General features: G+C 48.4%; 12 protein-coding genes, 1 riboswitch and 1 other annotated feature. Of the genes, 10 read left to right on the forward strand and 2 right to left on the reverse strand.

Annotation, left to right across the window (positions count from 1 at the left end):
• Window positions 1–3 precede the first annotated feature (3 nt).
• From recN to tyrS, 8 genes are all read left to right on the forward strand, one after another.
• Window positions 4–1,692: a DNA repair protein RecN gene (recN, locus tag BQ5375_RS09795; protein WP_076917794.1), complete on the forward strand. Its 1,689-nt coding sequence runs from the start codon at window positions 4–6 to the stop codon at window positions 1,690–1,692.
• Between the two features lie 72 nt (window positions 1,693–1,764).
• Window positions 1,765–1,869: riboswitch (TPP riboswitch) on the forward strand.
• Between the two features lie 74 nt (window positions 1,870–1,943).
• Window positions 1,944–2,765, forward strand: coding sequence for a hydroxyethylthiazole kinase (thiM, locus tag BQ5375_RS09800; protein ID WP_022132287.1), 822 nt, complete (start codon window positions 1,944–1,946; stop codon window positions 2,763–2,765).
• The gene (gene thiE / locus BQ5375_RS09805; RefSeq protein ID WP_022132288.1) at window positions 2,752–3,393 is read left to right on the forward strand and encodes a thiamine phosphate synthase; all 642 of its coding nucleotides are present in this window, start codon (window positions 2,752–2,754) and stop codon (window positions 3,391–3,393) included. Before thiM ends, thiE begins: the two co-directional genes overlap by 14 nt.
• Window positions 3,390–4,052 (forward strand): HAD family hydrolase, encoded by a 663-nt coding sequence (locus BQ5375_RS09810; RefSeq protein WP_022132289.1) that lies wholly within the window; start codon window positions 3,390–3,392, stop codon window positions 4,050–4,052. Before thiE ends, BQ5375_RS09810 begins: the two co-directional genes overlap by 4 nt.
• Window positions 4,053–4,130: 78 nt before the next feature.
• A complete protein-coding gene (thiD, locus tag BQ5375_RS09815) occupies window positions 4,131–4,931 on the forward strand; it encodes a bifunctional hydroxymethylpyrimidine kinase/phosphomethylpyrimidine kinase (protein ID WP_022132290.1) in 801 nt (266 codons plus the stop codon).
• Window positions 4,924–5,604 (forward strand): thiaminase II, encoded by a 681-nt coding sequence (tenA, locus tag BQ5375_RS09820; protein WP_022132291.1) that lies wholly within the window; start codon window positions 4,924–4,926, stop codon window positions 5,602–5,604. Before thiD ends, tenA begins: the two co-directional genes overlap by 8 nt.
• 258 nt (window positions 5,605–5,862) lie before the next feature.
• Window positions 5,863–8,208, forward strand: a complete 2,346-nt coding sequence (locus BQ5375_RS09825; RefSeq protein WP_076917796.1) for a putative Ig domain-containing protein — start codon at window positions 5,863–5,865, stop codon at window positions 8,206–8,208.
• Between the two features lie 244 nt (window positions 8,209–8,452).
• Window positions 8,453–8,712: a binding site (T-box leader), on the forward strand.
• Between the two features lie 110 nt (window positions 8,713–8,822).
• Entirely contained in the window at window positions 8,823–10,049 is a 1,227-nt protein-coding gene (gene tyrS, locus BQ5375_RS09835) for a tyrosine--tRNA ligase (protein WP_022132293.1), read from the forward strand.
• 62 nt (window positions 10,050–10,111) lie between these two features.
• Here the strand turns inward: tyrS and BQ5375_RS09840 are convergent, their stop codons facing one another.
• A complete protein-coding gene (locus BQ5375_RS09840; RefSeq protein ID WP_022132294.1) occupies window positions 10,112–10,450 on the reverse strand; it encodes a helix-turn-helix domain-containing protein in 339 nt (112 codons plus the stop codon).
• A gap of 194 nt (window positions 10,451–10,644) precedes the next feature.
• On the opposite strand from BQ5375_RS09840, the gene BQ5375_RS09845 reads away from it, so the two are divergent.
• Window positions 10,645–11,538, forward strand: a complete 894-nt coding sequence (locus tag BQ5375_RS09845; RefSeq protein ID WP_022132295.1) for a hypothetical protein — start codon at window positions 10,645–10,647, stop codon at window positions 11,536–11,538.
• A gap of 49 nt (window positions 11,539–11,587) precedes the next feature.
• On the opposite strand, the gene BQ5375_RS09850 is transcribed toward BQ5375_RS09845, so the two are convergent.
• A complete protein-coding gene (locus tag BQ5375_RS09850) occupies window positions 11,588–12,064 on the reverse strand; it encodes an AraC family transcriptional regulator (protein ID WP_083687590.1) in 477 nt (158 codons plus the stop codon).
• A gap of 234 nt (window positions 12,065–12,298) precedes the next feature.
• On the opposite strand from BQ5375_RS09850, the gene BQ5375_RS09855 reads away from it, so the two are divergent.
• On the forward strand, window positions 12,299–13,459 hold the full coding sequence (locus tag BQ5375_RS09855) for a metallophosphoesterase family protein (RefSeq protein ID WP_076917798.1): 1,161 nt from the start codon (window positions 12,299–12,301) through the stop codon (window positions 13,457–13,459).

The following is a 13,459-nucleotide window of genomic DNA, read 5'->3' on the forward strand; positions in this document are numbered from 1 at the left end:
GCCATGTTATCGCAGTTATATATTAAAAACATCGCTGTGATCTCCGAGGCAGTAATCGATTTTGGCCCGCGATTTAATGTATTTACCGGTGAAACGGGCGCGGGCAAAACGATTCTGGTTTCGGCAATCAACGGCGTATTAGGCGCACGTCTGACCAAGGATATTATCCGCAGCGGCGAAGACAGCGCCTATCTTTCTGCGCTGTTTACCAAACTTCCGCAGCAGGTCCGCGAAAAAATCGAGGAGATGGGCTTTGAGTCCAAAGATGACACCCTGCTTATCTCCCGAGAGCTGGGAGCCAAAAATGTCTGCAAGGTAAATGGTCGCCCTGCTACGGTGCAGATTTTGCGGGAGATTGCCTCTCTGCTGATCGATATTCATGGACAGAAGGACAACCATCGCTTGCTTGACCCGGAGAGTCACATCAGCTATATCGACGAGTTTGGTTCTTTGCAGGGATATCTGCAAAAATATCGTGTCCTCTATGAAGAAATCTTGGATGTCAAACATCGTTTGGAGCAGATTAACCGCAAGGATCGCGAAAAGGAGCATCTGGTCGACCTGCTTACCTATCAGATTCGGGAGATCGAGTCGGCACAGCTAAAGCCCGGTGAAGAAGAGGAACTGACCTTACGCCGGGACCAGATTGCAAACGCCGAGAAGATTATCCATCTGCTCAGCAGCTCCAAGCAACTCTTGGACGGGGAAGAAGAAACAGCGGGCATTGTGCAGCTGTTTGAAGAGCTGACCGGAAATTTAAGCAAGCTTTCCCATTTTCTTCCACAGATGGAAGACCTTGCCTTAAAGATGGAGGAAATCAGCTACGAGATTTCCGATTGCAGCGGCGATCTGGGCAGCTATCTTGATTCGGTGGATTATCAGCCGCAGGAACTTGACATGATCGAGGAACGTCTGGATCTGATCTACAAGCTCAAGAGAAAATACGGAAACTCTATCGAAGAGATTTTGCAGTATCTGGAGAAAATCAAAGTACAGCTTGACCAGCTGACCCTTTCGGAAGAAAAGGCAGAGCAGCTTCAGGCAGAATATCTGCGCTTAAAACCGCTGGTACAGGAAGCGGCAGACAACCTCACCGCACAGCGCCACCGCACGGCGAAGGAATTTTTGTCCCGGGTAAAGCGAGAACTGGAATTTCTCAACATGCCCTCAGTTCGCTTGAGCATCACTGCGGGCAGGAGCGGCTGGAAGCCGGACGGACAGGATGAGCTGGAATTTTTGATCAGCTCAAACGTCGGCGAAGAACCAAAACCGCTTGCAAAGATTGCATCAGGCGGTGAGCTCTCGCGTGTCATGCTCTCGATTAAGAATGTACTTGCCGAAAAAGACCAGATTGGAACAGCAATCTTTGACGAGATCGATACCGGTGTCAGCGGCAAGGCAGCACAGAAGATCGGACTCAAGCTCAAGGAAGTGTCCGGCAATCGACAGGTAATCTGTGTTACCCATCTGGCACAGGTGGCGGTGTTTGCAGACCACCATCTGCTCATCCACAAACAGGAGCAGAACGGAAGAACCTACACCCACATTGATTTTCTGGACGAAGGCCAGCGTGTGAAGGAGATCGCAAGGATGATTTCCGGCGATAACCTGACTGATACTGCAATCAAAAATGCCGAAGAGATGCTTGCATTAGCATCGGGGGAAGAGCAGGAACAGAAGAAAGCTGACTAAATTTCCAATATCCTGCAAAAAAATCTTGCAAAATTTTCATTTTAGCGTATAATAAAGTCAAACGGATCATCCAGCATAAAAAAAGGGAGCTCGCAAACGGGCTGAGAGGAAGCTGTGCGCTTCGACCTGTGACCTGATTTGGGTAATGCCAACGTAGGGAGATTAGCATTGGTTTTCACAATTCCACGGAATGTTTCTTTCCCTGCAAGGAGAGGTTCCGTGGATTTTTTATTTGTTTGGAGGAAAACAAAATGTTTGGAGAATGTCTGGAAAATGTCCGCACAAGGACACCGCTGATTCACAATATTACAAATTATGTTACTGTAAATGATGTAGCAAATATCCTTCTTGCCTGCGGCGGAAGCCCGATTATGTCGGATGATATCGAAGAAGTGGAGGAAATCACTTCTATCTGCGGCGGACTGAATATCAACATCGGTACCCTCAACCAGCGCACTATTCCTGCGATGTTTGCAGCAGGAAAGAAGGCAGAAAGCTTAAATCATCCGATTCTGCTCGACCCAGTCGGCGCAGGAGCAAGTACCCTCCGTACCAAAACTGCCCGTGACCTTGCAGACCAGATCCACTTTACTGTGATCCGCGGCAATATTTCAGAGATCAAAGCTCTGGTAGCTGGAAGCGGTTCGACAAAAGGTGTGGATGCAGACGTAGCGGACGCCGTTACCGAAGAAAATTTAAACGAGGCAGTTGCTTTTGCAAAAGCTGCCGCTGCCCGTTATCATACCATCGTTGCTATCACCGGAGCCATTGACCTGGTTGCAGATGAGAACCACTGCTATGTCATCCGCAATGGCCGTCCGGAAATGGGCCGTATCACCGGAACCGGATGCCAGCTTTCCGGATTGCTCACCGCATATCTGACCGCAAACCCGGGAAATGAGCTGGAAGCTGCCGCTGCTGCAGTTTCTTCTATGGGTCTTGCAGGTGAGATCGGCTGGAGCAATATGGCACCGACTGATGGCAACTCAACCTACCGCAACCGCATCATTGATGCAATCTATCAGATGGACGCAGAAACCCTGAACCGAGGTGCAAAATATGAACTGCGATAAAAAGGATCTGCTGCTGTATGCGGTGACCGACCGGGCATGGCTTGGGGACAAAACACTGAGCTGGCAGGTGGAGGAATCGCTCAAAGGCGGAGCAACCATGATTCAGCTGCGGGAAAAACATCTGGATCATGAGCATTTTCTCAAAGAAGCAAAAGAAATCAAGGAACTGTGCCGCAAATATCAGGTTCCATTTTTGATTAACGATGATGTGGACTTGGCTGTCGAAGTTGATGCAGATGGAGTCCATGTTGGACAGCACGATATGGAAGCAGGGGAGGTCCGCAAAAAGATCGGTCCAAACCGCATTCTGGGTGTTTCGGCACAGACGGTAGAACAGGCACTGCTTGCTCAGCAGGCAGGAGCAGATTATCTTGGAGTAGGTGCGGTATTCCCGACCGGAACCAAGGATGATGCCGATGCCGTCAGCATCCAGACGCTGGGAGAAATCTGCCGCACTGTCAGCATTCCGGTCGTTGCAATCGGCGGAATCGGACAGCACAACGTCATGCAGCTTGCAGGCAGTGGAATCTGCGGAATAGCAGTGGTTTCGGCTATTTATGCCCAGCCGGATATTCAAAATGCAGCAAGTACGCTGCATGCTCTGGCAAAGGAAATGGTGGAACGATGAAAATCACAGGGGCAATCTTTGACCTGGATGGAACCCTTGTCGATTCCATGAAGATCTGGGACGTGCTTCCGGGGAAGGTGGTTCGCTCCTTTGGAGCAGAGCCGACAGATGATCTGGCTTACCAGCTTGCAGCGATGGACAAGCAGGAAGCTGCGGACTACATGATCAAAACCTTTTTGCTTCCCTGTACCCGGGAAGAGGTATTAAACCGGGTAAATGAGCTGGTCGATGAGGAGTACAGCAGCGTTGTACCGCTCAAAAAAGGGGCAGATGTGTTGCTTGAGTTTTTGCATTCAAACAAAATTCCCTGCTCGATTGCAACAGCAAGCGAGGTCTCTCAGGCAGAGCAGGCAATGAAGCGGCTGGGTCAATGGGAATGTTTCCAGTTTGTGCTCAGCTGTATGCAGTGCGGCTCCAAAAGCAGTCCGCAAATCTACTATCAGGCAGCAGAAAGAATGGGAACTGCTCCGGAACAGACCCTTGTGTTTGAGGATGCGCTGCATGCGGCGCAGACAGCAAAAAAGGCAGGCTTTGTGGTCGTGGGAGTATTTGACCCTTCTTCGGCAGCGGACGAGCAGAAGATGCGCGCAGTGTGCGACTTCTACCTTCCAAGTCTGGATGACCCAGTGTTTTTAAACCAGTTAGAACAGATGATATAAAATCTACGCGGCAGATTGGGGGCACCACCTTTTGTCGCGCTATAAAACTTCAATGCAAAACTGAGAGGAGTCTTTTTTATGAAAACAGCATTGACGATCGCTGGAAGCGATTCCAGCGGAGGCGCCGGAATTCAGGCCGATATCAAGACCATGTCCGCGCATGGAATCTATGCCATGAGCGCGATTACAGCCTTGACGGCTCAGAACACCACCGGCGTTTATGGAATTTTGGAGTCTGACCCGGATTTTTTGGCAAACCAGCTTGACTGCATCTTTACAGACATTTATCCGGATGCAGTTAAGATCGGCATGGTATCCTCTGCAGCGCTCATCGAGGTGATTGCGCAGAAGTTAAAGCAGTACCACGCGAAAAATATCGTGGTGGACCCGGTCATGGTTGCAACCAGCGGGTCTCGATTGATCGCTGAGGATGCGGTGGAAGCGCTCAAACAGAACCTGCTTCCGATTGCCACTGTGCTGACCCCGAATATTCCAGAGGCGGAGGTCCTGTCCGGAGTTTCTATTTCCGGTTCGGCGGATATGGAAGCAGCAGCAAAACAGATCAGCGAAAAGTATGGCTGTGCGGTTTTGTGCAAGGGCGGACACAATATCAACGATGCCGATGATCTTCTTTGGGAGAACGGCGGCGGCCGGTGGTTTTATGGAAAACGAATCAACAATCCGAACACCCACGGCACCGGATGCACCCTCTCCAGCGCGATTGCTTCGAACCTTGCAAAAGGAATGACGCTGGAACGCTCGGTGCAGCGGGCAAAGGAATATCTGTCCGGAGCACTTGCAGCAATGCTCGATCTTGGAAAAGGTCAGGGCCCGATGAACCATCTGTACGCACTGAAAGGGGAGTTTGTCGATGAATGATGTGGAACTCTTTTGGGAAGAGCTGATGCAGGAAAATCTGCCGATTTGGCAGCAGTGTCTTGACAGCGATTTTTTGCAGCAGATGGGAAAGGGTACTTTGTCGGAGGACTGCCTGAAAGGTTATATGGTGGATGACAGCCTGTACCTGCGGGAATATGCCAAAGTATTTGCGCTTGGTATGCTCAAGGCAAAGGATATGGAGACCATCCGCAATTACTATTCGCTGCTCTCCTTTGTCAATGAAGGAGAAGGCGCGACCCGCCTGCGCTACTTGCAGCATTTTGGCCTTGACGATGCACAGGTGCAGAAGCTGGAACAGAGAAGGGAAAACCGCGAATACACCCAGACCATGCTGCGCGCAGCAGAAGAGGGTGAGGGCGAAGCAGAGTGCATGATGGCATGTCTGCCATGTATGCTCAGCTACTCCTGGATTTTCAAGCGCTTATTAAAGCAGTATCCTCAGGTAAAGGATACCATCTATTGGCAGCTGGTTCGTGATTACGCAAGTGATGAATATGAACAGGCGTGCGAAGAATGGATTCAGTTTACCAAAAAGGTTTGTCAGAATCTGACACCGGAGCGGAGACTTCGCTGCAAGGAAATCTTTTTTGCCTGCTCAATGCATGAGCTGCACTTCTGGCAGATGAGCGAGCACCCAAGAAATGATATCTAACATACAAGATGGTAATATGATGGAAAAAAGAGGACTTCGGGAAAATCGAAGTCCTCTTTTTCGTGCAGTGAGGAAAGTTGTCCGTTTTAACTGCTGGATGGACGCTCTCCTGAAAGGGATAGAAAAAATGAGGAGAAATAATACTTTTTTAATTTTTTTAAAAAAGAATAATCAAAAGGATAGTCATTGATACTTTGGCGTGATATAATAAAAAGAAAAAGGCGTATAATCGACATAAGAAGAAAAGGAGAGGAAAAGATGAAAAAAAGATTTTTTGCCCTGCTGACCGCGGTGTGCATCGCTCTGACCACAGGTTTGACCACAGGTCTGACCGCACTGGCTGACGGCGGGGAGAACAGCGATATGACCATCGGGATGAGCGCACAGGAGCAGTGCTCCTGTACTACCCTCTGTACAGAGGGTAACATCAACCCTGACTGTCCGGTTTGTGGGGCAGAGGGAGCGGATTTGACCGCCTGCAAGGGTGCGCCTTTGATGATGCGCGCCGCACCGCTGGCGGCAACGGTGGAGAATATCACCTATCTGGACGAGAATGGAACACAACAAACCACTGCCAGTGCTACACAGGTTACAAATAGTGATACCCAGTGGACAAATGGTTGGTATGTAGCACAAGGCGACATCACCATCGACCAGCCGGTTACGGTCAGCGACAATGTGTATCTGATTTTGGAGGACGGCTGCAACCTTACCGTGAACGGAGGTATTCTGTTAACAAAAGGCAGTAATATGTACATCTATGCGCAGTCCACCGAGAAAGAAACGATGGGCTCTCTGACCGCCAACGGCACGGATGCTGGTATCAAAGAAGCAAACTACGGGACGCCGACTTTGACAATTGCCGGCGGCAAGATAACAGCGATCGGCAGCAACACAGGAATCTCCGCCGATTCCCTTACTATTACGGATGGTTATGTAAGTGCCTCGGGAAACGGATATTATGGTAATAGTATTGCTGTTAGGACCACTACTATTTCCGGCGGATTTGTGGATCTCCATGGGGACTTTATTGGAACTCTTTCCACTGGCACAGACGGTCATGCAGTGATTTCTTCCACTGGTGAGATTAACAACATAGCAGAAAATTGCAAAGGCTTGTTTTTAATACAAAATGAGGGAAAAATCTACGGAGATACATTTACTTTGACACAGGACCTCAACATTGCGGCTAGTAATATTAGGGTGACTGTGGGGGAAGGTCAAACCCTGACGCTCGATAATGGAGTGACCTTAACTATTCCTCAGTACGCAACTTTAACGAACAATGGCACTTTGAATAACAATGGCACTTTGAATAACAATGGCACTTTGAATAACAATGGCACCCTGAACAACACCGGCACCCTGAACAACAACGGTACTCTGAACAACACCAGCGCTCTGAATAATGCTGGCGCCATTATCAACAACGGTACGCTGACCGGTGAGGTGGGCGGCAGCGGTACAGTTACTCCGAAGATTACCACAGATAGCCTGTCAGACGGCACAGTGGACACAGCATACAATCAGGCCCTTACAGCCACAGGCAACAACATTAAATGGGGTGTCACCAGCGGCAATCTGCCTACGGAGTTGAGGCTGAGCGAAGATGGTAAAATTACCGGTACCCCGACCACTGCGGGTACCTACAAATTTACCGTGACCGCGACCAATAATGCAGGAAGCGACAGCAAGGAATTTACCCTGACAATCGGTGTTGCACCGGTTTACAGCATTACTGCTGACCCGTTAAAATTAGATTTTGGCACTCTCACCGAGGGCTACACACCGGCTTCCCAGACGGTGACCATCACCAATAACGGCAATCAGCCTTTGACCCTGAATGAACCTGTATCTACGGAACATTTTGAGGTGAGCAATCTCTCCACATTTACCCTGCCGGCGAATGGTACTGCCACCTTTACCGTACAGCCAAAGGCTGGACTGACTGCGGGAACATACAGTGAGAACATCGATGTTACTGCATCCAACAATGCAACCGCGACTATCTCTGCCAGCCTTACCGTACAGAAAGCAAGCGTGCCGACAAAACCGGAAGTTCCATCCACCGGCACAACCAGCGGGGGCAGCACAGGCGAAAGCACCTATCCTGACGTGGAAGATGCACAGACAAGCTACGAGCAGGCGACCCGCGATTTCTGGAACAGAACCATCAACAAGATCAAAAAGGCAGATGAGGGCGACTCGCTGCGCATCTATATTGGAATCCATAAGGAAATTCCGAGCGATGTCATCCAGGCAATCCGCGAAAACGGTGTAAACGTCACCTTCTACAATCAGGACGGCGACGAGGTGACGGTATATGCAGAATCCGCACCGACAAAATATCAGGCTGTTTGGACCTTGAAACAGCTGGGCAACTATGTTCTGACCGAACAGCAAACGCCAGCGGCACAGGAAGAATCCCCAGCAGCCCAGCAGCCTGCAGACGAGCCGACCACCCCAACCCAGCCAGCAGAGACAGAAGCAGTTGATACGGCTAAGCCAAACCCGAGCACCGGCGAGGGCAGCGGCGCAGTAATTGCCATGATTGCAGCAGCGGCGGCACTGGCTGGACTTGGAGCAACACTGCGCAAACGCTAGTTTCGATAAACCGGAGGATGAGCGACCTGCGCGAGAACGGAATTTGCGGTTTTGATGAAACCGACAACGCGAACGGCGTCCAGGCTCAGCCGTAATTCTCCGGGCTTATTTGAGACGAGCGAATCCGGAGGATGAGCGAGCTGCGCGAGAACGGAATTTGCGGTTTTGATAAAACCGACAACGCGAACGGCGTCCAGGCTCAGCCTGGGGTTGACAAGGATGAAATTTTGTATTATAATCCTTTTCAATGGCGATGACGGGAAAGAGTAGTATTTCCAAAGCCTCACAGAGAGCTTCCGGTTGGTGCAAGGAAGCGTGGCGATGACTTATGAATACCTCCCCGAGCTGCCGCCCAAACAAAGAGTTTTATCTTTCAGTAGGCGCGGTCGGTTAATCTCCGTTACGGGATTAGGGTATAACTTGACCAACAAGGATGTACCTGCTGAGGCTGTATCCGTGAGGATACAGTAAATAGAGGTGGTAACGCGTTTTTTCGCCCTCTGCTTTTGCCGATTTGTTCGGTATCAAAGCGGAGGGCTTTTCTTATTTTCGGGAAAAACGTCCTCCGTAGAAAAATTTCCAAAACAAATTAGAAAAAACAGGAGGAAACAACAATGACAACTTACGAAGAACTGGTCCGCCGCGGTCTGATCGCGCAGGTGACCGACGAGGAAGAAATCAAGGAACTGATCAACAACGGAAAAGCAACCTTCTACATCGGCTTTGACTGTACCGCAGACAGCCTGACCGCTGGTCACTTTATGGCACTGACCCTGATGAAACGTCTGCAGATGGCTGGCAACCGTCCAATCGCACTGATCGGCGGCGGTACCACCATGATCGGTGACCCATCCGGCCGTACCGACATGAGAAAGATGCTGACCAAAGAGGACATCGCTCACAACGCAGAATGCTTCAAACGCCAGATGGAGCGCTTCATCGAATTCGGTGAGGGCAAAGCACTGATGCTCAACAACGCAGACTGGCTGATGAACCTCAACTACATCGAACTGCTGCGCGAAGTTGGTGCATGCTTCTCGGTAAACCGTATGCTCACCGCAGAATGCTACAAACAGCGTATGGAAAAAGGTTTGAGCTTTCTGGAATTTAACTACATGATTATGCAGAGCTACGACTTCTACCACATGTTCCAGCACTACGGCTGCAACATGCAGTTCGGCGGCGATGACCAGTGGAGCAACATGCTGGGCGGTACCGAGCTGATCCGCCGCAAACTGGGCAAAGACGCTTACGCAATGACCATCACCCTGCTGACCGACTCTCAGGGCAAGAAAATGGGCAAGACCGCAGGCAACGCAGTATGGCTGGATGCACAGAAAACTTCCCCATACGATTTCTTCCAGTACTGGAGAAATGTGGATGATGCTGACGTTATCAAGTGCCTGAAGATGCTGACCTTTATCCCGATCGAAGAGATCGAGGCAATGGAAAGCTGGGAAGGCGCACAGCTCAACGTTGCAAAAGAGCGTCTGGCATTTGCACTTACCGAAATGGTACACGGCACAGAAGAAGCACAGAAAGCACTGGATGCTTCCAAGGCTCTGTTTGTTTCCGGCGGCAACACCGAAAACATGCCAACAACCGAGCTCACCGATGCAGACTTTGCAGATGGCAGCATTTTGGTTGCAGACCTGCTGGTTAAAACCGAGCTTGCTCCATCCAAGGCAGAAGCAAAGAGATTAATCAAACAGGGCGGTATCTCGGTAAATGATGAAAAGGTAACTGCTTTTGACGCAGCTGTTTCCAAGGATGCTTTTGCAGAGGGCCACATCATCCTCAAAAAAGGCAAAAAGGTATTCCACAAGGTAACTATTGCTTAAGAAAAAATAGAGAAGAGGCACAGCCAAACGGCTGTGCCTCTTTTTTGCGTAAGAGATCATTTTTAGTTTTTCTCTTCCCGCTCTTCCAGAAGCAGGTCGATGAATCGGCTGACCATTCTTCGCTCCTTTGGGGTGCAAAGAATCAGCTTTTTCTGAATATCTGATTGCAGATAGTTTTCCATATCCTGTTTTGTACCAAGCAGGACCTCATCCGGTGTGATATCCAGCGCGCTGCAAAGTTTCATCAAGGTTTCCAGACTGGGGATGGAGCGGGAGTTTTCGATATGAGAGATATAGTTACTTGAAAGTTCTGTTTTTTCTGCTAATGACTCTTGTGTTAATCCTTTTTTTCGTCGAAGGTCGGAGATACGCTTGCTTAATGTTTGGTAATCAATGTTCAAAATAAAACCACCCCTTTAAAGAGTAGCGAAAAAAGACGAGTCAGAACACAAACTTCAAGTCCTTAAGGACTTGAATAAGTAGTAAAAGTGTACTATAATGATAATATAACTATAAATAATAGTATAGGTATTGCATTTGGAAAGGATACATACTATAATAATAGTTGAAAGTGAAATATAGGAGGTAAAAAAGAATGGACTACAAAAAGATATTATCGTTGTTGTTAGTCGCATCCATGGCAATCAGCATGCCGATTAATGTGTTTGCAGCGCAACCGGTAACAGAAACAGAGAATCAAACAGAGGTTGAGCCGTATATTGCAGATGTAACAGCACCGATATTAACAGGTATTACACTGAATAGTGATACAGTAAAGGCAGGAGAAACCCTTACCGTAACAATTGATGCAACAGAGGAAGAATCAGGTATTGATTATTGTGATGCGACCTTTGTAAACCCAAAAACAAAGAAACGGCTTGATGCATGGGCTGAGGATTATAGGAATCCAACAGTTTTGACTTTGAAGGTATCAGAATATGAACCAAGTGGAGTATATGAATTAGTATCTGTTCAGTTAGGAGATAAAGCAGGTAACTACGTTTTGTATGATAAAGAACCAATAGGAGAACCTGTAGACAATACAGAAATAGAACAACTGACATTTAATCTTTCCTTTACCGTCATCAACGACGACAACATTCCAACCCCAACCCCCGACCCAACCCCATCCAATCCAGATAAAGGAACCTCCAGCAATTCTTCCAGTTCCTCTTCCTCCGCAGTAAACTACGAATCCGAAAAACCAAACCCAGCAGATAAAAAAGCGGTGGAAGCATATAATTTCTGGCAGGATGCAAAAGCAAAGGTGCGCACAACGCCGGATGGAAAAACAATGCGTCTGTTTGTTCCAAAAGATATTACTTATATGCCGGCAAGCATGATGGAAACGCTGTATCGCGAGAAAATCACGCTGATTATCACGCACAATGGTAAAAAGATTGTAATTCCTGCCGGAAAAGCAATGCCAAAGCAAAAACTGAAAGTTTACTGGACATTTGAATCGCTCGAAAAAATTTATCAGGCTTAAAACAAAAACAGGAACCGATTTCGGTTCCTGTTTTTTCTGTATAGCATCTTTATAAAATCGGAACACACAACTGACACAAATGGTTTTCCACCATCTGTCGAAAGTAGCGCTCCATAATGGGTCGGGAAGGGTCTAACTGATATCCAAGACGATTTAATTCTTCCGGAAATTTGGCCCAAGCTTCTTGAATCGCCTCAGCAGTATGTTCCAGCTCAAAAACAAGATAACTTCCTCCAGCCAGCTGTCGGGTTTTCATGTCAGAAGGGATATCCGCAAGGCAGAGAAATTCCCTACAAAGCGGGGAACAGACATCGTAGCGGCAGGAGTCCGGCGGTGTGGTTTCAGGGTTGTCCAAAGCAAGAGCAAGAATAACAGCATCGCTCGAATAAAGATGATGGGTTTTCATCCACTTTTGAAAGCGTTTCATCAAAAGAGTGTTTTCTTCTCCATAGCATCCGGTTCTTCGCAGATAAAAAACGTCCATAGGAGGAAGCGTTTCCAGGTGTGTTTTAATGGGGAGTATCATGTTTATCGTACCTTTCAGTTTTGTACATCGATGCCAGGAACAAGATAACCCCAATTAAAATGTTTTTCAAGATAGCATTTAAAAGTTCGTTTTATAGTCACAATACAAGAACCATTTCGTTTTAAGGAAAAAACGCTGTCATTCGATGGAAGCTTCCTTGTAAAGAAAGGAATTTTATGGTATACTTGTCATAAGTAAACCTTTTTATTTGTCTATTTTGCAAGGAGGAGCACCATGAGGTTTCTGCATATCAGCGACCTGCATTTGGGAAAAACTTTTCCTGTTTCCCGCTATGGGCAGCAGTTTGCCCATCGCCGGAGACAGGAATTACTGGATACATTTTCCCGCCTGATTGACTTTGCCAACCAGAATCAGGTGGACTTCATCCTCTGCTGCGGCGACTTTCTTAACAGCGAGGAACTGCGCGTGGAGGAACTGCGCAACATTAATGCAATGATCGAGCGGCTGGAGCACGCAGTCATTGTGGCAATTTCGGGTAATCATGACCCGCAGACGAAAAACAGCGCCTATCAGAAGATTGATTGGAGCAAACGCTTTTATCTCGCAGCTCCCGGAAGCGGCAGGGTGGCACTTTCCGCTTATCGCACAATCATTACTTATCACAGCTGGGATCAGAAGGAAATGCCAGAGCCGATTGAGATTCCAAAACCATCCACCCAGTCCGGTCAGTATCAGATCCTGATGCTGCATGCCGATGCACTCACAAAAAGCCGTTATCTCCCACTGGATGCCCAGAAGCTTTCGGAGGCAGGATTTGACTATGTGGCACTGGGACATATTCACAAGATGCAGTGTGTGGCGCCGAATGTTTACTATTCCGGTTCGCCGGAGCCGCTGGATTTTGGAGAGAGCGGAGAGCACGGATTTATGATGGTTGATGTAGAGGGAGAACGCCGCCGTGTTCAGTTTGTACCGTTTTCTCAGCGGGAGTACCGTCAGCTCAGTGTTCAGGTTGGGGAAAACGACTCCGAAATGAGCATCTCCGACCGCATTGCTTCCGCTATCATCCGCGAGGACCCGCACCACATCTATACGGTGACTCTGGAAGGAAACTATCCTTTGGGTGCGCGCTGGAACATCGAAAAGATCGAGGATGATCTGCGCTACAAGGAATATTTTTGCAGCATTGAGGACAAGACCCGCCCTCAGTACGATATAGATGCTCTCTACCGGGAAAATCAGGGCAACCTGATCGGTGATTTCATCGGCAGCTTTTTGAGAAGGGAGTCGGGCGCAGAGGATGGAGAAAAGCTCGACGCAGAGCGTGAACTGGAAGAAAAAGCACTCTATTATGGATTAGAAGCACTGTTAAGCCAGAGAGAACCGCAATCGAATCCTGGTTTGGACAACAAACAAAAACGGGAGGAGGGATAG

Origin of the sequence: Negativibacillus massiliensis (genome assembly GCF_900148495.1) — a bacterium.
Taxonomy (GTDB): Bacteria; Bacillota; Clostridia; order Oscillospirales; family Ruminococcaceae; genus Negativibacillus; species Negativibacillus massiliensis.

Excerpts from the sequence above, each read along its gene's own strand:
- recN (WP_076917794.1), top strand. The coding sequence starts at position 4 with ATGTTATCGCAGTTATATATTAAAAACATCGCTGTGATCTCCGAGGCA.
- thiM (WP_022132287.1), top strand. The coding sequence starts at position 1,944 with ATGTTTGGAGAATGTCTGGAAAATGTCCGCACAAGGACACCGCTGATT.
- thiE (WP_022132288.1), top strand. The coding sequence starts at position 2,752 with ATGAACTGCGATAAAAAGGATCTGCTGCTGTATGCGGTGACCGACCGG.
- BQ5375_RS09810 (WP_022132289.1), top strand. The coding sequence starts at position 3,390 with ATGAAAATCACAGGGGCAATCTTTGACCTGGATGGAACCCTTGTCGAT.
- thiD (WP_022132290.1), top strand. The coding sequence starts at position 4,131 with ATGAAAACAGCATTGACGATCGCTGGAAGCGATTCCAGCGGAGGCGCC.
- tenA (WP_022132291.1), top strand. The coding sequence starts at position 4,924 with ATGAATGATGTGGAACTCTTTTGGGAAGAGCTGATGCAGGAAAATCTG.
- BQ5375_RS09825 (WP_076917796.1), top strand. The coding sequence starts at position 5,863 with ATGAAAAAAAGATTTTTTGCCCTGCTGACCGCGGTGTGCATCGCTCTG.
- tyrS (WP_022132293.1), top strand. The coding sequence starts at position 8,823 with ATGACAACTTACGAAGAACTGGTCCGCCGCGGTCTGATCGCGCAGGTG.
- BQ5375_RS09845 (WP_022132295.1), top strand. The coding sequence starts at position 10,645 with ATGGACTACAAAAAGATATTATCGTTGTTGTTAGTCGCATCCATGGCA.
- BQ5375_RS09850 (WP_083687590.1), bottom strand. The coding sequence starts at position 12,064 with ATGATACTCCCCATTAAAACACACCTGGAAACGCTTCCTCCTATGGAC.
- BQ5375_RS09855 (WP_076917798.1), top strand. The coding sequence starts at position 12,299 with ATGAGGTTTCTGCATATCAGCGACCTGCATTTGGGAAAAACTTTTCCT.